Annotated in this window: 16 protein-coding genes; 13 read left to right on the forward strand and 3 right to left on the reverse strand. The window is 46.1% G+C overall.

Features of this window, described 5'->3' with window-relative positions:
- Positions 1-17 precede the first annotated feature (17 nt).
- Complete coding sequence (locus FEM33_RS02035; protein WP_139010449.1) at positions 18-470, reverse strand: hypothetical protein; 453 nt, start codon at positions 468-470, stop codon at positions 18-20.
- A gap of 371 nt (positions 471-841) precedes the next feature.
- Here FEM33_RS02035 and FEM33_RS02040 point away from each other — a divergent pair, with 371 nt between their 5' ends.
- From FEM33_RS02040 to FEM33_RS02065, 6 genes are all read left to right on the forward strand, one after another.
- Positions 842-1,939 carry a FecR family protein gene (locus FEM33_RS02040; RefSeq protein WP_139010450.1) on the forward strand — a complete coding sequence of 366 codons (1,098 nt, stop codon included), beginning with the start codon at positions 842-844 and terminating at the stop codon, positions 1,937-1,939.
- Positions 1,940-2,138: 199 nt separating this feature from the next.
- The gene (locus FEM33_RS02045) at positions 2,139-5,573 is read left to right on the forward strand and encodes a SusC/RagA family TonB-linked outer membrane protein (protein WP_201747685.1); all 3,435 of its coding nucleotides are present in this window, start codon (positions 2,139-2,141) and stop codon (positions 5,571-5,573) included.
- Positions 5,574-5,595: 22 nt separating this feature from the next.
- Positions 5,596-7,155 carry a SusD/RagB family nutrient-binding outer membrane lipoprotein gene (locus FEM33_RS02050; RefSeq protein ID WP_139010451.1) on the forward strand — a complete coding sequence of 520 codons (1,560 nt, stop codon included), beginning with the start codon at positions 5,596-5,598 and terminating at the stop codon, positions 7,153-7,155.
- Between the two features lie 143 nt (positions 7,156-7,298).
- Entirely contained in the window at positions 7,299-8,573 is a 1,275-nt protein-coding gene (locus tag FEM33_RS02055; RefSeq protein WP_139010452.1) for an amidohydrolase/deacetylase family metallohydrolase, read from the forward strand.
- 219 nt (positions 8,574-8,792) lie between these two features.
- Positions 8,793-9,725, forward strand: coding sequence for an RraA family protein (locus tag FEM33_RS02060; protein ID WP_139010453.1), 933 nt, complete (start codon positions 8,793-8,795; stop codon positions 9,723-9,725).
- A 75-nt stretch (positions 9,726-9,800) separates the two neighbouring features.
- Positions 9,801-10,907: a bile acid:sodium symporter family protein gene (locus tag FEM33_RS02065; RefSeq protein WP_139010454.1), complete on the forward strand. Its 1,107-nt coding sequence runs from the start codon at positions 9,801-9,803 to the stop codon at positions 10,905-10,907.
- 84 nt (positions 10,908-10,991) lie between these two features.
- Here FEM33_RS02065 and FEM33_RS02070 read toward each other — a convergent pair whose 3' ends face one another.
- Positions 10,992-11,498 carry a GNAT family N-acetyltransferase gene (locus FEM33_RS02070; protein ID WP_139010455.1) on the reverse strand — a complete coding sequence of 169 codons (507 nt, stop codon included), beginning with the start codon at positions 11,496-11,498 and terminating at the stop codon, positions 10,992-10,994.
- Positions 11,499-11,728: 230 nt separating this feature from the next.
- On the opposite strand from FEM33_RS02070, the gene moeB reads away from it, so the two are divergent.
- The 3 genes from moeB to FEM33_RS02085 all read left to right on the forward strand — a co-directional run bounded on the left by moeB (position 11,729) and on the right by FEM33_RS02085 (position 14,370).
- On the forward strand, positions 11,729-12,781 hold the full coding sequence (gene moeB / locus FEM33_RS02075; protein ID WP_139010456.1) for a HesA/MoeB/ThiF family protein: 1,053 nt from the start codon (positions 11,729-11,731) through the stop codon (positions 12,779-12,781).
- 39 nt (positions 12,782-12,820) lie between these two features.
- Positions 12,821-13,777: a nitrilase family protein gene (locus FEM33_RS02080; protein WP_139010457.1), complete on the forward strand. Its 957-nt coding sequence runs from the start codon at positions 12,821-12,823 to the stop codon at positions 13,775-13,777.
- A 122-nt stretch (positions 13,778-13,899) separates the two neighbouring features.
- Positions 13,900-14,370, forward strand: a complete 471-nt coding sequence (locus tag FEM33_RS02085; RefSeq protein WP_139010458.1) for an NADH-quinone oxidoreductase subunit A — start codon at positions 13,900-13,902, stop codon at positions 14,368-14,370.
- Between the two features lie 285 nt (positions 14,371-14,655).
- On the opposite strand, the gene FEM33_RS02090 is transcribed toward FEM33_RS02085, so the two are convergent.
- Entirely contained in the window at positions 14,656-15,351 is a 696-nt protein-coding gene (locus tag FEM33_RS02090) for a hypothetical protein (RefSeq protein WP_229214043.1), read from the reverse strand.
- 172 nt (positions 15,352-15,523) lie between these two features.
- On the opposite strand from FEM33_RS02090, the gene nuoB reads away from it, so the two are divergent.
- From nuoB to FEM33_RS02110, 4 genes are all read left to right on the forward strand, one after another.
- Positions 15,524-16,054 carry an NADH-quinone oxidoreductase subunit NuoB gene (gene nuoB / locus FEM33_RS02095; protein WP_139010478.1) on the forward strand — a complete coding sequence of 177 codons (531 nt, stop codon included), beginning with the start codon at positions 15,524-15,526 and terminating at the stop codon, positions 16,052-16,054.
- A 10-nt stretch (positions 16,055-16,064) separates the two neighbouring features.
- Positions 16,065-16,607 (forward strand): NADH-quinone oxidoreductase subunit C, encoded by a 543-nt coding sequence (locus FEM33_RS02100; RefSeq protein WP_139010460.1) that lies wholly within the window; start codon positions 16,065-16,067, stop codon positions 16,605-16,607.
- Between the two features lie 120 nt (positions 16,608-16,727).
- On the forward strand, positions 16,728-18,407 hold the full coding sequence (locus FEM33_RS02105; RefSeq protein WP_139010461.1) for a hypothetical protein: 1,680 nt from the start codon (positions 16,728-16,730) through the stop codon (positions 18,405-18,407).
- 105 nt (positions 18,408-18,512) lie between these two features.
- The gene (locus FEM33_RS02110) at positions 18,513-20,348 is read left to right on the forward strand and encodes a BamA/TamA family outer membrane protein (RefSeq protein ID WP_139010462.1); all 1,836 of its coding nucleotides are present in this window, start codon (positions 18,513-18,515) and stop codon (positions 20,346-20,348) included.
- The last annotated feature ends 94 nt before the right edge of the window (positions 20,349-20,442 follow it).

The following is a 20,442-nucleotide window of genomic DNA, read 5'->3' on the forward strand; positions in this document are numbered from 1 at the left end:
TTAACTTCCTTTTACTTTTACCATTCTTTTACCATCTTAAAATCAATGCGGGTTTTCTCCCCAATCCTTGCATAACCTAATCCTATATTATTAGATGAAGGATCATCAATTGGCTTGCCAAAAACCTTTTCTTCTGATCCCTTTATCTTTGTAAAAGGGACAGATACTTCAATTATTTCAAATTTTCCGGGTACATCCACGGTGATATCATAGTTACCCAGCTTGTTGGTAAATGCATTCTGCAACAGCACGCGTGGTTCATTGCCGGCTTTACCATAAATCTGAACCTCTACGTTTTCGACACCTTTTTCATCTTTATCGACGATAGCACCGTAAATTCCTGATATACTTTCTCGATCTTCATCGTGCTTGCAGGCGGTGAACTGAAACAGAACGACTAGCAAGATCAGGCTGCATGAAATGGTTTTACACAAACCGCTGATAACATGCCTATTTTCTACATTTTTCATAATGAATCGATGTTTAATTGTTAATGAAACCATTTGTTTACTTGCCTCGAAGTAAACCAAACCGGTACGATGAAGCGAAGATGATGAGCAAGCGGCTACAGTTCAGTGAGCAAAAGGTAAAAACCGGCTTATTGGAAGGTTAGTCAAAAGGTTGCTTGAACGTACATTGTTTGCTTCTGATAAGCAGTAAAACATCTGCATTCCTAAATTCCTGTAATGGAGAATGGGATTTCCAAAAGCAGGAAACAGCTCTTGAAAATGGCATAAAAAGGAGTTCCATGTTCTTTTTGAAAAATAATTTTCAGAAAAAGAGTATTGACCCAAGAAAGCTGCATCCTTAGTATAATTAGCCGTACTATTATTTGCCTTATATGCAAGATTACCGAAATTTTCTTCCGGAAGAACTGGCCGCCGATTCCTCATTCAGACGGTGGATTTTGTTCAGTGACCCGGAGGAAGCTGTGTTCTGGACGGAATGGCTGGAAAACAATCCTGACAGGCACGAACTTGTTGCAAGTGCTAATAACATTCTTGCGCAGACCGAAGCAGCATTCAACAACATTTCGGAGGACGAAATTGCCAATGAAATTTACAGGCTTTCGCACGCCATCGGTGAGAATACGGCTAAAAGATCATTTTTGCAGATCCGTTTCAGACCGCACTGGTATCATATGGCCGCCTCCGTTCTGGTTCTGATTTTTGCTGGATGGTGGTTTAACAAACAAACGGCTTCACAGCAGCAGTCGGATCAGTATAAAGTCATTCTGGGACAAATTTCGGAGCCACTCGTACAGCAGGAAAACAATTCTGAAAAAGCACGGCTGGTCTTACTGGAAGACGGAAGTTCGGTTTTGTTACAGCCCAAAAGCCGCATTACATATCCGAAAAAATTTGAACACGGCAAAAGGGAAGTATTCCTGATCGGTGAAGCTTTTTTTGAAGTGGCCAAAAACCCGGATAAGCCGTTTTATGTATATGCACATACACTGGCTACCAAAGTGCTGGGAACCAGTTTCAAAGTAAGTGCATTTGACGACAGCGAAGTTAAAGTGGTTGTAAAAACCGGAAAGGTTTCGGTTTTCCCGATGACAAAAGAAGCATTGTCAAAACAGCAGTCGAATGACCGGCTTGGCGGAATGGTGCTTACGCCCAATCAGCAGATTGTGTTTGCCGCGAAAGAACTCCGGCTCACAAGAAGCCTGATCCCCAACCCGAAACTGCTCGAAATGCCCATTCAGCGGCAATCGTTTGAATTCAAGGGCACACCGATTACGGAAGTGTTCGCGGCACTGGAAAAGTCTTATGGTGTAAAAATCGTGTTTGATGCAGAAGTAATGCGCAACTGTTACTTGACCGCATCCTTGTCCGACGAACCGCTTTTTGAAAAGATTAACCTGATATGCAAAACGCTCGGTGCTGAATATGAGCAGCTTGATGCAAGCATTATTATCAACAGTAAAGGTTGCTGACAATAATCCTCAATAAATAATGACAAACCCGTTAATGCCTATGACAACAGTTTATTCTTTCAATTGCCTGTAAAAGAGCCGATGATGCTGCAACATCACCGACTCACCCAATCCCCAGTTTATTTACGCTTATGATATCCGTATGACGGCTATCACGGGAATTTAATGCCGAATTTCAAACCCGACAAAAACCAAAATTATGTCAAAACAAGTACAATTTCAAAATGCTTTACAGCGGATCATGCGCATTTCACTGTATCAAGCCTTGCTTTCCATTGCCTTTGGCACGCTGGTGCATGCCTATGACGTGCGCGGACAGAAAGTCCTGGATCAAAAAGTAACGTTACGATTGGCCAACGCCGAAATGGAACAGGCTCTGGAAAAGATCGAGCATGTGACAAAGGTCAAGTTTATGTACAATCCGGTGATTTTCAACAGCCAGAAGTATTCTTTCAAATTTCAGGATGAAACGCTCTCGCAGGTTTTGGGAAAAATACTGGCTCCGCACAAAGTGACGTATGAAGTAGTGCAGGACCGCATTATTCTGAAAAGGGAATCGGCTGCTTCCGAAGCCAGCCCGGCTGCAAAGGATGCTCCCAAACGCAATGTTTCGGGTGTGGTTACGGATGAAACGGGTTCCGGCCTGCCGGGCGTGAGCGTACTTGTAAAAGGCACGCAGCGCGGTACCTCCACCGATGCCGAGGGTAAATATTTTATAGATATACCGGATCAGGAAGTAGCAACTGCTGTATTAATTTTCAGCTTTGTAGGCTACACCTCCCAGGAAGCTCCTGTCGGAAACCAAACGATGGTTTCGGTACAGCTTGCACCGGAAGCGAAAGCACTTAATGAAGTTGTTGTAACTGCATTGGGTATTTCAAAGGAGAAAAAGGCACTTGCTTATGCTGTTACTGAAGTAAAAGGCAGCGAGTTCACACAAGCACGTGAAAACAACGTGGCCAATGCTTTGACGGGTAAAATTGCCGGTGTGAATGCAACGGGTATGTCGACCGGCCCCGGCGGTTCCAGCCGTATCATCATCCGCGGTAACGGTTCTCTGAGCGGAAATAACCAGCCATTGTATGTCATCAACGGGATGCCGATGGACAACAGCGTTCCGGGAGGCGGCAACGCATCGGACGGAAATGGTAACAACACCGACCGCGGTGACGGTATAGGCGGTATCAACCCCGACGACATTGAATCGATCAGTGTATTGAAAGGCGGACCAGCAGCGGCTTTGTACGGTGCACGTGCGGGAAATGGCGTTATTTTGATCACAACAAAAAAAGGACGTGCGCAAAAAGGCATCGGTGTGGAATTCAACAGCAACTTCACAACGGAAAACCTTGCGATTATTCCGGACTGGCAATATGAATACGGTCAAGGCGTGGATGGTGTAAAGCCAACTACCCAAACACAGGCAAAAAGCTCGGGACGCTTGTCATACGGTGCCAAAATGGACGGCTCGCCGGTGATCCAGTTCGATGGCCAGCTTCGCCCCTATTCTCCGCAAAAAGACAACCTCAAAAACTTTTACAGAACGGGAACAAACTACATCAACTCCATTGCATTTACCGGTGGAAATGAAACAATTAATTTCCGTTTTGGTTTAAACAATACAAAATCCAACAGCATTGTTCCCAATTCCGATTTCACAAGAAGAATTGCCAACCTGAATGTGAATGCATTTCTTGGCAAAAAGTTAAGCATCGAAACCGTTGTTCAGTACAACATTGAAGACGGCCACAACCGTCCGAAAGTAGGTTATGCAGACTACAACCCGCACTGGGCAACGCATTTGATCGCCAATACGGTGGATATCCGCAACCTGGCTCCGGGCTATGATGCCGCCACAGGCAGAGAAGTAGAATGGAACCCGGTTCCTGCTGCGCCAAACCCTTATTTTGTCATTAACAAATTCAAAAACGACGACCGTAAGAACCGTTTTTTAGGCCAGGCAAGCATACGTTACGACCTGCTTGAAAATCTGTTTATCAAAGGAAGCGTGAGCCAGGATTACTACAACTTCAAATACGAATTTGTGGTGCCTACCAACAATGCTTACGAGCCGCTGGGACGCTATGAATCCAACAATACGACTTCTTCGGAAACCAACGGAATGCTGACTTTGAATTACAACAAGGATTTTGAAAATTTCAGCTTCTCCGCATTGCTGGGCGGTAACACGCAGCGCAGCATTTATGATGAAATGGCTTACCGAGGTACCGAATTCACCATTCCAGGATTTTACAGCTTTACCAATCTTGCGACATCCACAACGACGCCGGTATATCGGAAAAGCGGAATCAACTCTGTTTTCGGCTCAATCGACCTGGGTTATAAAGGATTGGCTTACCTGACCATGTCTGGACGTCAGGACTGGTTTTCGGTGTTGAACAAATCAAATAACAGCATTTTCTACCCGGCTGTGGGCGGAACGGTAATTCTTTCGGAGGCCATCGATATGCCAACGGCCATCAGCTTTGCGAAAGTTCGTGCCTCATGGGCACAAGTGGGTGCAGTAAACGTGGATCCTTACAGAATTTACCAAAGCTATCAGATGGCGCAAGGCGGCCACAATGGTCGTCCGGTGCAGCAGCTGGCTTCGGCGTTGGTGCCTAACCCTGATTTGCGTCCGCTTACTTCAACGACTTACGAGGCTGGTCTGGAAGCCCGTTTCCTCAACAACCGTTTCGGTCTTGACCTTACTTTTTACAACCGTAAAACTACCAATGACATTGTTCAAAGCTCCATCGCAGCTTCTTCGGGATACACATCCGCATTGCTGAACGTAGGCGAGCTGAGCAACAAAGGGATCGAGCTTTTGCTGACTGCAACACCGCTTCGTAAAACCAATTTCATGTGGGATATCAGCTACAACATGGCTTATAATCAAAGCAAGATCGTGAAGCTGGCCGATAACCTGCCAAGCCTTAGCATCGGAACCGGCGTAGGCGGTGGCTTGATCAACAATAAGGTGGGTGGTACTTATGGTGAAGTTTGGGGTTACAACAAGAAAACCGACGACAACGGAAATGTGGTTTTCAACACTGCAAGCGGCTATGCAGTAAGAGGTAATCTTGAAAAACTGGGCAACGGTATTCCTCCGCTGACCATGGGTATCACCAACAATTTCAAATACAAAAACTTCTCGCTGAACATTCTTGTCGACGGTAAATTCGGAAGCGTGGTGTACTCGAACATGTATCAGTATGCTTATCGTTTCGGTTTGCCAAAAGAAACACTTCCGGGTCGTGAAACGGGTATTACGGTTACAGGTGTAACGCCGGAAGGCGCTCCGTTTACCAAAACGTGGGAGAAAAAAGACGTAGATACTTATTATGACAATGATAAAAATTACACAGGCATTTTCACATTCAACAATGACTTTGTGAAGCTGCGCCAGGTTATCCTGAGCTACAACCTGAATGTCAGCAAGCTTTCATTCCTGAAACTGCAGGCTGCTTCGGTGTCATTGGTTGGCCGCAACCTGCTGCTGATTTACAAAGACAAGCGCAATAACTACTTCGATCCTGAGTCAAGCTATACCAATGGCAATGCGCAAGGTCTTGAAGCATTTGGTGTGCCAAGAACAAGAAGTCTGGGCGTGAACCTGACAGTGAAGTTTTAATCATTAAAAGATTTTAGTGAATATGAAAAATTTAATTAAAGTATTATACCTGGCTCCGGCCCTGTTCATTGCTTCCTGCGACAATGGTTTTGAAGAAATGAATATAAACCCAAATGCTTCCACGGAAGTTGTTCCGGGCTTTCTTTTCACACGGGCGCAGCTGGTAACCGTTAGCAACAACTTCACAGGCGCCGCTTACCTTACGATCGGTGGTTCGATGCAGCATTTCGCAACTTATAAGGAAGTTCCTGCGGCAGGTGACAAATATTTCAATTTTGGTTACAGCCAGGGAAGCTGGAACTTGTATGGAGGTGATCCGGTAAGCCAGGGCGCGGTAATTGACATTGCGCAAGTGATTGACGCGGTTTCAGAAAATCCGGCAGACGTTAACAGGCTATCCGTTGCCCGCATCTGGAAAGCTTACCTGTTTCACCGCCTGACCGACCTGTACGGCGACATTCCTTATTTCGAAGCTGGAGAAGCACTTTCGAGCCAGAACTTCACACCAAAATATGATACGCAGCAAGCAATCTATGCAGATTTGTTGAAAGAGCTGGAAGAATCGATCAATGCATTTGACGCATCCCAGCAGACATTTGGTAACGCGGACCTGATTTACGGCGGTAACATTGACAAGTGGAAAAAATTCGGCTACTCGCTGATGCTTCGTCTGGGCATGCGTCTGACAGAAGTGGATGCAGCTATGGCCGAGACATGGGTAAAGAAAGCCATTGCCGGCGGCGTGATCACAGCGGACGAAGACATTGCAACGATTGCCTACGTGGATGGTTCCATCACAGCCAGCCGTAACTTCATCTCGGCAGGTTTGATGTCGACGGATTATGTAACGCCCGGCGGCGACAATGTGGAAGGCGGAAAACTAGCCAAAACACTGATCGACCATCTGAAAACGACCAAAGACCCGCGTCTGAATGTCATCTCGGTTGTATGGACGAAAGCTTCTGCTACTGCTCCTTATGTTGCAGATACGGCAACGGCTTTGCAAAAAGGAATGCCAAATGCGGCCTTTAACTCGCTGCCTGCGGATTTCGATACCTATTCTGAGCCAAATCCAAACACGATCCTGAAATACAGTGCACCTTTGCTGGTTTTCACACCTGCGGAAGTGCACCTTTTGCTGGCAGAAGCAGGACTGAGAGGCTGGTATTCGGCCACAACGCCTGCGGCTGAATACAATGCCGCAGTAACGTCGGGCATGAAACAATGGGCGGCTTTCGGAGCGGGCGGCATTATTTCCGATGCAAAAATCGCTGCTTACCTGAAGCAAAATCCATTTAAAGAAACCGGGACACTGGCTGATAAAATGGAGCAGATCCATACGCAGAAATGGGTTGCGCTGTTTCTGGAAGACGAATACGAAATCTGGTCCAACTGGAGACGTACAGGTTATCCCAAACTTACTCCGACCAACTATCCCGGCAACCTGACAGGCGGTCAGATTCCAACACGTTTTGTGATTCCGGATTCAGAAGAACTTTATAACGGAGTAAACTTCTACGAAGCAAGAACAAGACAAGGTGGCACCAATACACTTTCGAGCAAGGTTTGGTGGGATAAATAAAATACAGATTTAACATGTAAAATCAGACTTTCCGGAAGTATCGGGAAGTCTGATTTATGCTTCCACAGCCAGCCGAAGCAGCATTTGAAACCGGGAAATTCCAGAACAAATACCCTTTTACCAATTATTCCTGAACCTTAATCATGAACAAGAAATCTCTATTGGCCTGTATGGCTTTCATCTTTTCTCTGCATGCCGCCAGTGCGCAGAAGTACAGCATTGTTATTAAAGGCGGAACTGTCATTGACCCGAAAAACAACATGAATGCCGTCATGGATGTGGCGCTGAAAGGCGACACCGTGATGCTTGTTGCCAAAAACATCGATCCCAAAGAAGGCAAGCAGGTGGTGAATGCAAAAGGCTTGTATGTAACGCCGGGACTGATCGATATGCATTCGCACAACTTCTACGGCACCAACATGGATCAGACATACAGCAATGGCCCCAACGCTCTTCAGCCGGATGGTTTCACGTTCCGTACAGGCGTTACGACCGTTGTGGATGCCGGCTGCTCGGGATGGAGATCTTTTCCTGCTTTCAAAAAACAAACGATTGATGCATCCAGAACCCGCGTACTGGCATTTCTGAATATCGTCGGAGAAGGCATGCGCGGCAGTACTTACGAGCAGAACGTGGAAGATATGGATGCCGCTGAAACGGCCCGGGTTGCCAAAGAAAACCCGGAAGATATAGTCGGCATCAAACTGGCGCATTATAACGGCTACAACTGGACGCCGACTGACCGCGCTGTGGAAGCCGGCAAGCTGGCCAATGTTCCCGTTATGATCGATTTTGGCGGAAGCAAGCCCGTACTTCCGATTGAAGAACTGTTCATGAAACACCTGCGTCCCGGCGATATTTTCACGCATTGCTTCGGACAACTGAGCAGCAGAGAACCGATTGTGGACGTTGCAACCGGAAAAGTGAAGCCGTTCGTTTATGAGGCACGTAAAAAAGGAATTTTGTTCGACGTGGGTTACGGCGGGATCAGTTTTGCTTTTTCACAGGCTATCCCGGCCGTAAAAAGCGGTTTTTATCCGAACACGATCAGTACGGATATTCACACCGGCAGCATGAACAATGCGATGAAAGATATGCTGAATGTCATGTCCAAATTCCTCGCCATGGGCATGGATCTTCCAAGTGTGATCAAGGCAAGCACGTGGGCCCCGGCTCAGGCCATTCACCGCGAACAGCTTGGAAACCTTTCCGTTGGCTCACGTGCAGACGTTACCGTTCTGCGCGTACTCGACGGCAAATTCCAGTTGAATGATACCGGCACGTTCGGCTTTTTTGATTACACCGGAACAAAAATCCAGGGAAAACAAAAACTGGAAGCCGAGCTGACAATCCGCGCAGGAAAAGTGGTATACGACCTGAACGGCATCACGGATCCGCTGGTGATTTCCAGCAAATAATCTGAATAAAACCGGACGTCTGAAAATTCTTTTTTTAAAGTTTCAGACGTCTTTTTTTGAGCCGGATTTCAGCAGGATATAACTTCCGGTTTGAAAATTTGAATTTAAGCCATGATATTCGGCATTCCTTCTGCTTTAATACAGATATTCGTTACCAGTTTCCCTGTTCAACCAAATATATTCCGGCAACAGTCCTTAGCCGCTTAATTCTATTTTTTTATGAGAGTACCTTTCATTGGTTTTATTACAGTCCTGGCGTTAAGCCTGAGTTGTCCCGAAGTTGTAAAAGCACAGACCATACCCAAAGAAGAACTGATTTTCCTGACCTCCGAATGGAAAGGTGAAAGATTCCCTGACGGGCGTCCGAAAGTGTCGGATGCATTGATCCAGCGTGCCAAAAACATTTCCATTGAAGAAGCCTGGGTTGTTTTGCAAAATGAGGGTTACAATTGTCAGTTCGACGGAAACTGGAAAATCCTGAAAGATGATATCGTGATTGCCGGCCGCGCACTGACTGCCCAGTTCATGCCTTCCCGGCCTGATGTCGAAAAACTGGTAAAAGACCGTGGGAACAAAAACGGAAGACTTGGCAATACCAATTCCTGGCCTATTGATATGCTATCTAAAGGTGACGTTTACGTTGCCGATGGTTTTGGCAAAATCGCCAGCGGCACATTGATCGGCGACAATCTCGGAACATCCATTTATGCAAAATCAGGCAATGGAGTGGTGTTTGATGCTTCTGTACGGGATCTTGAAGGGCTTTCCAAAATAGAAGGTTTCAACGCTTTTGTAAGGGATTTTGATCCTTCATTCCTTAAAGACGTTTTTCTGACCGGAATCAATACGCCGATCCGGATCGGACGTGCCATTGTGTTGCCCGGAGATGTAGTCCTTGCCAAAAAAGAAGGTGTCATATTCATTCCTGCGCACATGGCCGAAAAGGTGGTTATTACTGCTGAATTCCTTACGCTAAGGGACAAATTTGCGCTTCAGATGCTGAGAGAAGGAAAGTTCACACCCGGCCAGATCGATAATCAATGGACGGATCAGCTGAAAGAAGCGTTCCTGAAATGGCTGGACAACAACCCGAATGAAATTCCGATGAAACGTTCGGAACTGGATGAATATATGAAGAAAAGAACCTGGTAATTCGAAGTTTCCAGACTTTACAATGCATTGCTTCCTAAATTTCCATTCACCTTTTTTCAATTGCAAAACAACCGTATGAATATTTATAAGCTCCTGTCCGGCATTGCTGCTTTATGCCTGCTCGTGGCACTTTATCTTGCGTTTTCAGGCAATTTACCGCAGGCGGGGCCATTTTTCATCGCATTTTTTATTTCGCTCGCCATCAGTTTCAGAGGTTATGAAAAGCTGAAAGGGTTTACTTACACGACCATTATCTTTGCAGCCGTTACGACTGCATTGTATTATCCGCAGCATTTCCAGAGTGTAAACGGCTTCAAACTGGCTACGCTGATTACGCCGCTGATCCAGATCATTATGTTCGGAATGGGAACGTCCATGAGTTTCGGTGATTTTGTAGGCGTTGTAAAAATGCCGAAAGGCGTGCTGATCGGCGTTGTAAGCCACTTCATCATCATGCCGACCATCGGCTATACGCTTGCGAGCATCAGCGGTTTTCCGCCCGAAATTGCAGCGGGCATTATCCTCATCGGCTGCTCGCCAAACGGCATGGCATCCAATGTGATTTCCTATCTTGCAAAAGCAAACCTGGCGCTTTCCATTACGATAACTGCGATTTCAACCATGCTTGCTCCGATTGTCACGCCGGTGCTGATGAGTATGCTGGCCGGCGCTTTCGTAAAGATCGATACGCTGCATATGATGTGGGACATTATTAAAATGGTAATTATCCCGATTGGTGCCGGACTTCTTTTTAATAAATTGTTCAGCGGAAAAGTTAAATGGCTGGATGCTGCCATGCCGCTTGTTTCCATGGCAGGAATTGCATTCATTATCGTGATTATCACGGCTGCCGGCCGCGACAGTCTGCTTACCATCGGGCCCGCTTTGCTTCTGCTCGTACTGATTCATAACCTGTCGGGTTATACGCTCGGCTACTGGTCCGGAAGGTTGTTCAAGATGAGCGAAAGAGATTGCCGTACCATTGCCATTGAAGTCGGCATGCAGAACGGCGGACTGGCTTCCGGAATTGCCAAGGAAATGGGGAAAATGGCTACTGTCGGGCTGGCGCCGGCTATTTTTGGTCCTCTAATGAACATTACCGGTTCCATTCTGGCATCGTGGTGGCAAGGCAAACCGACCGGCGATGAAGCAACGTACGTGGAAACCGGCCGCGCACATTAACTGCTGTTTGCTTGAAAGCTGTCCCGGAACCAGGAATTGTAATTCATTTTACTACCGTCGGTTCCGAGACAGCTTTTTTTATGTTCAATCGTCGTCTTCCAGTTGCAGCTGCATAAATACAAGGTCCAGCCACTGATCAAATTTAAAACCTACTTCCTTAAGGTAGCCTTTTTCAACGAAACCGTATTTTTTGTGAAATTCGATGCTTCCGCGGTTTGCTGCGTCAATGCCGGCGATCATGGTATGCAGGCCCGATTCCTTTGCCCGCTGTATAAGGCTGCCCAACAGCTTTCCCCCTACTCCCATACCCCGGGATTTTTCATCCAGGTAAATCGAATGTTCAACACTGAATTTGTAACCGATTTTAGGACGGAATATATTATAGGAACCATAACCGATCACTTCACCGTCCGACTCGGCAACAATCACAGGCATTCCGTCAATGAACATCTGTTCCAGCCATGCCTTTTGCTGTTCCAGCGTACGGGGTTCATAATCGTAAATTGCGGTAGTATTAAGAATGGCGTGGTTTATAATTTCAAGCAGTGAAGGCAAGTCCTTCGGAGCAGCACTTCTGATAATAAGATCCATCAAAATAACGTAAGTTCAATAACAGGTTGATTTAACGGTTTCAAAGTTACCCCATAAAATTCAGAATTTCTTATGCTCCGCATAGGCAAATCGCCAAAGCTTTTGCGGTTTATTCCTAAAACTAAATTCCGATCATCGTGAACTGACAATGCCGTTCAGAAAGTACATACCGGCCCAGTTTTAGTTTATCCTGGAATTTAATAGCTTCGTTAAATTGAAATCATGAACCAATGCTCGAAATTCAGGAACGCAGGCGTTACAGCAGGCAAATTCTTTTACCCGAAGTCGGACTGGCCGGTCAGGAAAAACTCAAGGCAGCAAAAGTCCTTGTAGTCGGTGCAGGCGGGCTCGGCTGTCCGGTACTTCTTTATCTGGCAGCGGCCGGCGTTGGCAGTCTGGGAATTGTCGATGATGATGCCGTTGACTTCACCAATCTGCACCGCCAGATTTTATATTCCGGTGACGATGTAGGCAAAAACAAGTCGGTTACGGCTGCGAACAAGTTAGCGGCGATCAATCCATTTGTTAAAATACAATCCTTTCCGGAACGGCTTACGGGAGAAAATGCTATTGAAATCGTTTCGCAATACGATCTGATCATTGATGCATCCGACAATTTTCCTACGCGGTATCTTGTCAATGATGTTTGTGTGAAACTGGACAAATCCTTTGTTTTCGGTTCGATCCTGCGTTTTGAAGGTCAGGTTTCCGTATTCAATTACAACAACGGCCCAACTTACCGCTGCCTTTTTCCGGATGCCGAGGAAGGCGACAACTGCGAGGAAGCCGGCGTAATCGGAATTCTGCCCGGCATCATCGGCACTTACATGACGAATGAAGCCATTAAAATGATCTGCGGAATCGGCGATGTCTTATCGGGCAAACTGATGGTCATCAATGCGCTTAACGGTTCCGTTCAGTTGTTTGCATTTGCAAGATCGGCTGCTGCCGGCGACATCACAACTTTTGAAACAAAGAAGGAATCGTCGGCAAAACCGGAACGGGTCCTTGGCGAACTTACCTATGCGGAATTTGAAAGCCTGCAGATGGAAGATCCGGAGCAAGTCCATTTGGTGGATGTAAGGGAATACAACGAATTTGAAGCGGATAATTTCGGCGGTATCAATATTCCGTTATCCGAAATTCCGGAAAGCATTGCGTCTTTTCCGCAGGATAAAAAGATTGTTTTTTACTGCCAGAGCGGAAAACGAAGCAGTCAGGCTGCTCGTCTGCTCTTACAGAGTGGTTTCAAAGGACAAAGTTTCTGGGCAAAACAATGGTGAAAAACAGACAGTAAACAGAAATAATGCGATTAGCACAACATGGAAAATTTAAAAATTGCTACGGCACAGTTTGAGAACAAAAGCGGTGACAAGGATTACAATCTGGAAGTGATCAGCCGGCTATCAAAGGAAGCAGCAGAAAAAGGCGCAAAAGTGATTGCGTTTCATGAATGTTCGATTACCGGCTACACTTTTGCCAGAAATCTGTCGCGCGAACAGATGCTTGAAATTTCAGAATTCATTCCAGACGGCCCGAGCATTCAAAAACTTCAGCGCATCGCGGCGGAAAACAAGATTGCCGTTCTGGCCGGACTTTTTGAAAAAGATGCGGATAACAAAATGTACAAAGCGTATGTCTGCGTGGATGAAAACGGGCTGGTCGCCAAATACCGGAAACTGCATCCGTTTATAAACCCGCATCTGACACCCGGCGACGCATACGTTGTTTTTGAGCTTTACGGCTGGAAATGCGGCATCCTGATCTGCTATGACAACAACATCATGGAAAATGTAAGGGCGACAAAATTGCTCGGAGCGGACATTATCTTTATGCCGCATGTAACCATGTGTACACCTTCTACCCGGCCCGGCGCCGGCTTTGTGGATCCTGCATTGTGGGAAAACAGGGAAGCAAACCCTACTTTGCTAAGACAGGAATTTGATGGATTGAAAGGCCGGAGCTGGCTGATGAAATGGCTTCCGGCACGTGCTTATGACAATGCGGTTTATGCCGTTTTCAGCAATCCGATCGGAATGGACGATGACCAGCTCAAAAACGGCTGTTCCATGATCCTTGATCCTTTCGGCGACGTAATTGCCGAATGCCGTGAACTGGGCAATGCCATTGCCATTGCTACTTTAACACCAGAAAAGCTGGAACAGGCAGGCGGTTTCAGGTACCTGAAAGCACGCCGTCCCGACCTTTACCGTGACGTAATCGGTCAGGAACATGAATCGGAACAAAAAGTAGTCTGGCTGCAGGAATCCGAAGACTGAAAACAAACCTGAACATTTACAGCCATTGTACCCTTTTCCGGTACAATGGCTTTTTCATTTTTATACGACAAACTTTGCTGCTTGTCCAAAATCAGTAGCTTTGCACAAACATCCGGATAAACATGCTTTCCGATTTCGGCTATATATTTTTATTCATCATTGCCGCACTGACGCTGCTCGGCGTTATGCTGACCATTGCCCGCTTTCTGCGTCCGGCCAATCCGAACGAAGAAAAACTGACTACCTATGAATCCGGCGAAGACCCGCTTGGAAATGCAAATATTCAGTTTAACGTACGGTTTTATGTTGTTGCACTTATTTTCGTGCTGTTTGAAGTGGAGCTTCTGTTTCTTTTTCCGTGGTCTGTTGTTTTCGGCAATGAAGAGCTGATCAGGCAGACAAACGGCGCATGGGGATGGTTTGCCATGGCCGAAATGAGCGTTTTTATCGGAATTCTTATTTTAGGTCTGGCCTATGCATGGGCAAAAGGCTATCTGGACTGGGTAAGGACTAACCCGAAGGTTCCGGAGATAAAATCGCCCGTGCCGATGGACATGTATAAAAAGGTTAATGAAAAATATCGCAGGAATTAAGGCTGGATGTTTTTGGTCATTTGCTGTCTTTTGGCTTTTTAGTAACGGCTGCTACTTTTTGTCATTTTTTGTTTGGATTTGCATGTTTCGGGAAGTTGGTAGGGTTTGGTCATTTGGTTGTTTTTTGGCTTTTTAGTATCGGCTGCTACTTTTTGTCATATTTTGTTTGGATTATCATGTTTCGAAAAGTGGGCGGGGTTTGGTCATTTGGTTGTTTGAATTTTCCTTTTTTACGACTAAAAGGCAATTGCTAAAAGCCGAAAGCTATTCGCTAAAAGCTAAAAATCATAACTTGGGCTTGCGTTTGGGGAAAAATACAAGTCCGATCTGGAAAAAAACCTGGTTCAGTTTCAAGGACGGCAAATCGCTTACTGTTACACTTTCCGATTTCCATTTTCTTTTTCCCAGAAGCGGCTGCTGATACGTCAATTTACTGCTTAAAAATACCTTTTCATTGATTTTAGGTAAAAAATTCATCTTGAAATCCGCACCGACTCCGGCATGCAGATTGATGTTGGCATTCAGTAACCTTACCGGCTTGTAAGCGGACGGATTCTGAAGTAAATGTCCAAAGGCAACCTGACCGTCGTTCTTGATACTCAGCCGGTAAAGCATCACATCAGCTCCGAAAGGAATGGTCAGGTTCCAGCGCGCGTTGTTTATCAGTTTGGGTCCGCCGGACGTTCCGATTCCGATGCCCGCAAGATCTGCTTTCATGCCGTTTTTTCCGGTTGTATAATTGGTGCTGTTCATGGCTATGATGCGGCCTTCTGAAAACCAGCGCGGCGATTCCTGCCGCCTTGTAAGCACCACGGAACCCATAAAAGCAGTAAAAGGCTTGATATTCATTTTGGCAAGCTCGTTTCTTATGGCTTTGTTTGCAGGAAGCATTCCCAGCTCGGCGTAAATACCGAAACCGCTATCAAAAATACGCAGTGTAGAATCTGTTTGCGCCTGAACGGATGTAAAAGTGGCTGTCATGAGAATTAAGTTCAGAAGTATTCTGTTTTTCATATAATGGAATAACTGAATTGTCTTGTGCATGAATACCGGAAACATATTACAGCTAATTATGGTTACTTTTATGTTCAATGGCAATTGCACTTGCTGCAATATTCATTTCATTGAAAATTTTCAAAGATAAATACGAATGATGAGTGATAAAACAAAAACTGGCGACGGCGGCATTATTCTGACCAATGCCGAAGACCTGATGAACTGGGCGAGGTTATCGTCCTTATGGCCGATGGGGTTCGGAATTGCCTGCTGTGCAATAGAAATGATGGCGGCTTATGCCTCTAATTATGATCTGGAACGTTTCGGAATTTTGCCGCGTCCTTCTCCGAGACAGTCTGATGTCATGATTGTTGCCGGAACGGTGACTTTCCGGATGGCCGACCGTATCCGCAGGCTTTACGAACAAATGCCCGAACCGCGTTACGTCATTTCGATGGGAAGCTGCTCCAACTGCGGCGGTCCGTACTGGGAACACGGCTATCATGTCGTAAAAGGCGTTGACAGGATCATACCTGTGGATGTATACGTTCCGGGCTGCCCGCCGCGCCCGGAAGCACTGATCGGCGGTTTTATGAAACTGCAGGAAAAAATAAGAGGCGAACATCCCATTGCACCGGAACTGTTTCTGGAAATGGAATCCGAAAACGCAGCGTTGACCCCAGCATAAACCCAAAATCATGACTTTTCAGGAAATTACCGCTTTGATCGCAGCCCGTTTCAGTGAATCCAGACTGGATGCCGATACCAAAGGCATGCAGCCCATTCTGATCGTTCCGGTGGAAGATGTCGCCGAAATCTGCCGTTTTCTGCATGAAGACGAACAATTATATTTTGACTTTCTGGAATGCATAACCGCCATGGATAACGGGCCGGGAACGGCAACAATGGAAGTGATTTACAACATGACATCCATTCCATACGGTCATAATCTGGCGATCAAAACGGTTTTTCCAAGAAATACAGCCGATCAAACGTTGCCTTCCGTCCCTTCTGTAAGCCATATATGGCGCACTGCCGACTGGCACGAAAGAGAAGCTTTTGACCTCATGGGCATACATTTTGAAGGACATCCCGATCTTCGGCGTATTTTGCTGCCGGAAGACTGGGATGGCCATCCGCTCAGAAAGGATTACATTGTTCAGGAACGTTATCACGGCATATATGTGCGCTATGAAGACGGCAATTCGGAACAGCTTCCCGAAAATGAAGACAGGGCATAACCAATCAAAAACATATAGCCGGACGAATATTTGCAAATTATGAATGGAATAAAAATAACAAATTTGGCAGCACGAAAAAGCCTCACTATTTTTCGTTATCAATTCCTAACAAATACGTTCATGCGCTTCATCGTTCTCACTTTTATATTATCAGGCTTTTTGTCCGTTTCATTTGCAGCTACCGACTCGCTGATCATCACAGGAAAAATTCTGAATCTGAACGGCCGGCTTTACCGTCAGGCTCCTTCCATTACATTTTCCAGAAACAACATTTTACAGCCGCAATCCGAGCTCAGCAAACAGGCGCCGCTCGAGGCAGACGGCAGTTTCAGGGTTTCTCTGCCGATCCTTTTTCCGCAGGAAGAATTTTACCTGGATTACGGCGGAAAGGCATTTACTACATTTCTCGGCTCAGCGGGAACCGTTGAAATCGTTTTTAACGGAGATTCATTGCGAAACGCAAAAAAACTGTTCTACTTCTCAGGCGTAAATGCGGATGCAAACAATCAGTACGCAACATTCCTGACCGAAGAAACCCGGCTTCTGAATTCCAACAAACACCTTGGAACTGACTTTTTCAAATCGTTCTGGGAAAGAAGTCCGGAAGATGCGAAGCGTCTGGCACAGAGCCGTGCACAGCTCCGTTTGTCTGCAGTCCGGTCTGCCACGCAAAATACAGTGGCTTCGCCTGCATTGTATCAATGGGCAAAATCCATTTCGGATGAGGAACAATTACAGGTTCTGTACGAATATGCACTAAGCAATCAGGTGCAGGTTCCGAAAGAACTGCTGGACAGTCTGCAACGGCTTTCCAGTCCGCCGCTTACGGCGCAGCGCGTCATCTGGGCAAACCGTTTCGGCAATTATGCCGATCTTCTGGTGGAAGAAAAGAAATACACCAATCCGTCGCGTACCAACACGCTTCCGGTAAGATTGATGTCTTCCCTGATCCGGAACAATGCAACCAATCTGACCCCGGAAGAAAGACAGCGTCTGGATGCCATAACCGGCAGCGGTCTGAGAGACAAAGGCGAGCTTGATTTTATGAACAAAATTTTTGCACGTAACGAAATGGTCCTGAACCTCCTTTTCAATTATGAAAGGGAAAACAAACTATACAGCGAGCTTTTCGACAGCACCGCAACTGAATTCCTGAGAGTGCGTTATCTTGCAAAAAACCTTTACAAATTTTCCTACAAACAACAGCTTCTTCTAAGCAAATACATCCAGTCGAATATCGGCATTCCGCAGTTCAGGCAGTCGCTGGACGAAATCGTAAACCTGGAAGTCAAAGACAGCGCCAGCATCAGAACGGCAGTTGAATTCAAGAATGTGACGGCTGAACCCGTTGAAGTTCTGCCCGGCTACTTTTTTACTGCTTCCAATGACAACGGCACTTCCTGGCTGAACCGTATAACGGACCGTTACAAGGGAAAAACCATTTACATTACAAAATGGAACCTGGACGATTCCCGGAGCAGAGAAGAACTGGACTATATTCCGGCATTACAGGCCAATGTACCCGATGATGTGGTCTTTATTTATCTCCATCTGCCCGGTGAAGAAACTATTTCACAGGAAGCAAGGCTCAGGCAATATGTTGTACGTCACCAGCTGAAAGGCGTACACCTGTTCCTCGACAGCAACCAGATGATGGATCTTCTTTTCAGGCTTAATCCGCTGGATGCTGCCACGTTTGCAGTGATGCGGCCGAACGGCAAATTCGCCCAGAAGAAAGCGCCGGCTCCTAGTTCGCTTGAAAAAGCGGCGCAGGCGATTCTGGAAGCAGATAAAAAATAAATTTACTCCATTCAAATACCGGTTTTTAAATCCATTTGCTGGATTTCAATATATCTGTCGTTGGTACGTTTACGTTAAATCTGTTGATTTGGAATAAAATTGTACATGTATAGATATTTCCTGCTGTTTTTACTGTTTTCCACGCTGGCGTCGGCTCAAAACCCGGACAGCCTGGAAATATACAGCAGAGACAGTACGCGCTATACAAACCTGAAAACACGTATGTCGAAAACCAAATTTTCGCGTGCCGTTTACAGGCTTCTTTTCAGGGATGTTTATAATCAGGGAAAAGTTACTGAAGTAAAGGAAATCGAGACCAATCCGTTTACGCCTTATGAAGGAATGGTCATCAGAAAAATTTACATCCGACAGCTTAATATTCTCGGTGAATCCGTGTACGACACAACGCGGAAAGGCAACCAGCTGGAAAGATTTGTCAGTAAAAGCCTGCATACCAATACGCGTGAAGGCATTATTCGCAAATCATTTCTGCTTTTTTCAGAAGGCGACGACATTCGGGCGCAGGTTTTGAAGGATAACGAACGTCTGCTCAGGACCAACCGTACTATTGTGGATGCGCGTATTCTGGTCGTACCCCGAACGGATGTAACCTGGATGGCCGATGTAATCGTGCTCATTCAGGATGCGTGGTCGCTGAATTTTTCAGGCGGGTTCAACTCATTCAAAAAGTTCAATATCGGACTGGAAAACATCAATGTACGCGGAACGACACATTCACAGCGAACGGCTTTTCGATGGGACGCCAGAGATACGCTTCAAAAGTTTCAGTTCCGGACCATTTACACGATTCCTTATATTGGAAAAACCTTTATTACCGGTCAGGCAAACCTGATTTTTGAACGCGACCGGCAGGAACAGTCTATTCATTTTTTCAGACGGTTTTTAACAAATGAGACCAAATACGCAGGCGCAGTAGATGTCGGACATACCAGAATCCGGCAGTACAAACGGCTTCTTGACGATACCGAAGTGCAGATTAGGTATCCGACGGAATACAATTATTATGATATCTGGCTCGGCAGGGCTTTCAAATTTCCTTTTCCGGAAAGCAGGCTCAGCAAAGATTCCCGGCTGGTGACTGCCATCCGTCACAACAAATACAGTTTTCGGGACCGGCCGCAAGTAGCACCGGACCTCAACCGGATTTACTGGAACCGAAGTGCGACCCTGATCAGTCTTGGCTATTCCAACCGCAATTACAAACGCGACGTACTGATTTACGGATTCGGCCGTACCGAAGACGTTCCGGTCGGTAACTTGTTTGCGCTGACAATCGGCCAGGAAAATACGGAATTCGGGGCAAGAGGCTACGGCGGCCTTCAGTATGCGACGGGCAAATACCTTCCTTACAATCTGGGCTACATGTACGGTTTGGTCAATATCGGCACTTATTCCAAAGAAGGCAATGCGCAGCAAGGCGTATTGCATGGCCAGCTCAATTACATCAGCAACCTGATTCCGTTCCGTTACAGCTTTTTCCGGCAGTTTCTGGCATTCCGTTATACGCACGGCGTAAACAGAGATCCGCTGGATTATCTTAACATCAGCGGCGAACAGGGAATCCGGGGCATTAACAGCGAGCAGCTTATCGGTACCAAAAGGCTGACACTCGGAACCGAAACGGTATTTTTTTCCGATAAAAGTTTGCTCGGCTTCCGGATTGCGTACTTTGTCTTTGCCGATCTGGGGCTTGTCAACGGCGTACAATCACTTTGGAGCGGACCGCTTTATCAGGGTTACGGATTCGGCCTCCGGCTCAGGAATGAAAGTCTTACGTTCAATACACTTCAGTTACGGATCGGGTATTATCCGAACATTCCCGGGAACTCCTCTTCCATCCGATTTGCCGTGGATGGCAATGTTCCGCTTCGTTTAAGGGATTTTGATATTTCTGCACCATCCATTGTTCCGCTACAATAAACTGTATTTCACCTTTCTGAGTTAAACATTTTAAAAAATACCAGGAATTTCCGCCAACCTGATCTTCTTTTTCAGATATGTGAATTAACTTTGT

The sequence above is a fragment of the Dyadobacter flavalbus genome, from assembly GCF_006149045.1.
GTDB classification, from domain to species: domain Bacteria; phylum Bacteroidota; class Bacteroidia; order Cytophagales; family Spirosomataceae; genus Dyadobacter; species Dyadobacter flavalbus.

What these genes read in the sequence shown, in the direction of transcription:
- FEM33_RS02035 (WP_139010449.1), bottom strand. Translation starts at nt 470, where the DNA reads ATGAAAAATGTAGAAAATAGGCATGTTATCAGCGGTTTGTGTAAAACC.
- FEM33_RS02040 (WP_139010450.1), top strand. Translation starts at nt 842, where the DNA reads ATGCAAGATTACCGAAATTTTCTTCCGGAAGAACTGGCCGCCGATTCC.
- FEM33_RS02045 (WP_201747685.1), top strand. Translation starts at nt 2,139, where the DNA reads ATGTCAAAACAAGTACAATTTCAAAATGCTTTACAGCGGATCATGCGC.
- FEM33_RS02050 (WP_139010451.1), top strand. Translation starts at nt 5,596, where the DNA reads ATGAAAAATTTAATTAAAGTATTATACCTGGCTCCGGCCCTGTTCATT.
- FEM33_RS02055 (WP_139010452.1), top strand. Translation starts at nt 7,299, where the DNA reads ATGAACAAGAAATCTCTATTGGCCTGTATGGCTTTCATCTTTTCTCTG.
- FEM33_RS02060 (WP_139010453.1), top strand. Translation starts at nt 8,793, where the DNA reads ATGAGAGTACCTTTCATTGGTTTTATTACAGTCCTGGCGTTAAGCCTG.
- FEM33_RS02065 (WP_139010454.1), top strand. Translation starts at nt 9,801, where the DNA reads ATGAATATTTATAAGCTCCTGTCCGGCATTGCTGCTTTATGCCTGCTC.
- FEM33_RS02070 (WP_139010455.1), bottom strand. Translation starts at nt 11,498, where the DNA reads ATGGATCTTATTATCAGAAGTGCTGCTCCGAAGGACTTGCCTTCACTG.
- moeB (WP_139010456.1), top strand. Translation starts at nt 11,729, where the DNA reads ATGCTCGAAATTCAGGAACGCAGGCGTTACAGCAGGCAAATTCTTTTA.
- FEM33_RS02080 (WP_139010457.1), top strand. Translation starts at nt 12,821, where the DNA reads ATGGAAAATTTAAAAATTGCTACGGCACAGTTTGAGAACAAAAGCGGT.
- FEM33_RS02085 (WP_139010458.1), top strand. Translation starts at nt 13,900, where the DNA reads ATGCTTTCCGATTTCGGCTATATATTTTTATTCATCATTGCCGCACTG.
- FEM33_RS02090 (WP_229214043.1), bottom strand. Translation starts at nt 15,351, where the DNA reads ATGACAGCCACTTTTACATCCGTTCAGGCGCAAACAGATTCTACACTG.
- nuoB (WP_139010478.1), top strand. Translation starts at nt 15,524, where the DNA reads ATGAGTGATAAAACAAAAACTGGCGACGGCGGCATTATTCTGACCAAT.
- FEM33_RS02100 (WP_139010460.1), top strand. Translation starts at nt 16,065, where the DNA reads ATGACTTTTCAGGAAATTACCGCTTTGATCGCAGCCCGTTTCAGTGAA.
- FEM33_RS02105 (WP_139010461.1), top strand. Translation starts at nt 16,728, where the DNA reads ATGCGCTTCATCGTTCTCACTTTTATATTATCAGGCTTTTTGTCCGTT.
- FEM33_RS02110 (WP_139010462.1), top strand. Translation starts at nt 18,513, where the DNA reads ATGTATAGATATTTCCTGCTGTTTTTACTGTTTTCCACGCTGGCGTCG.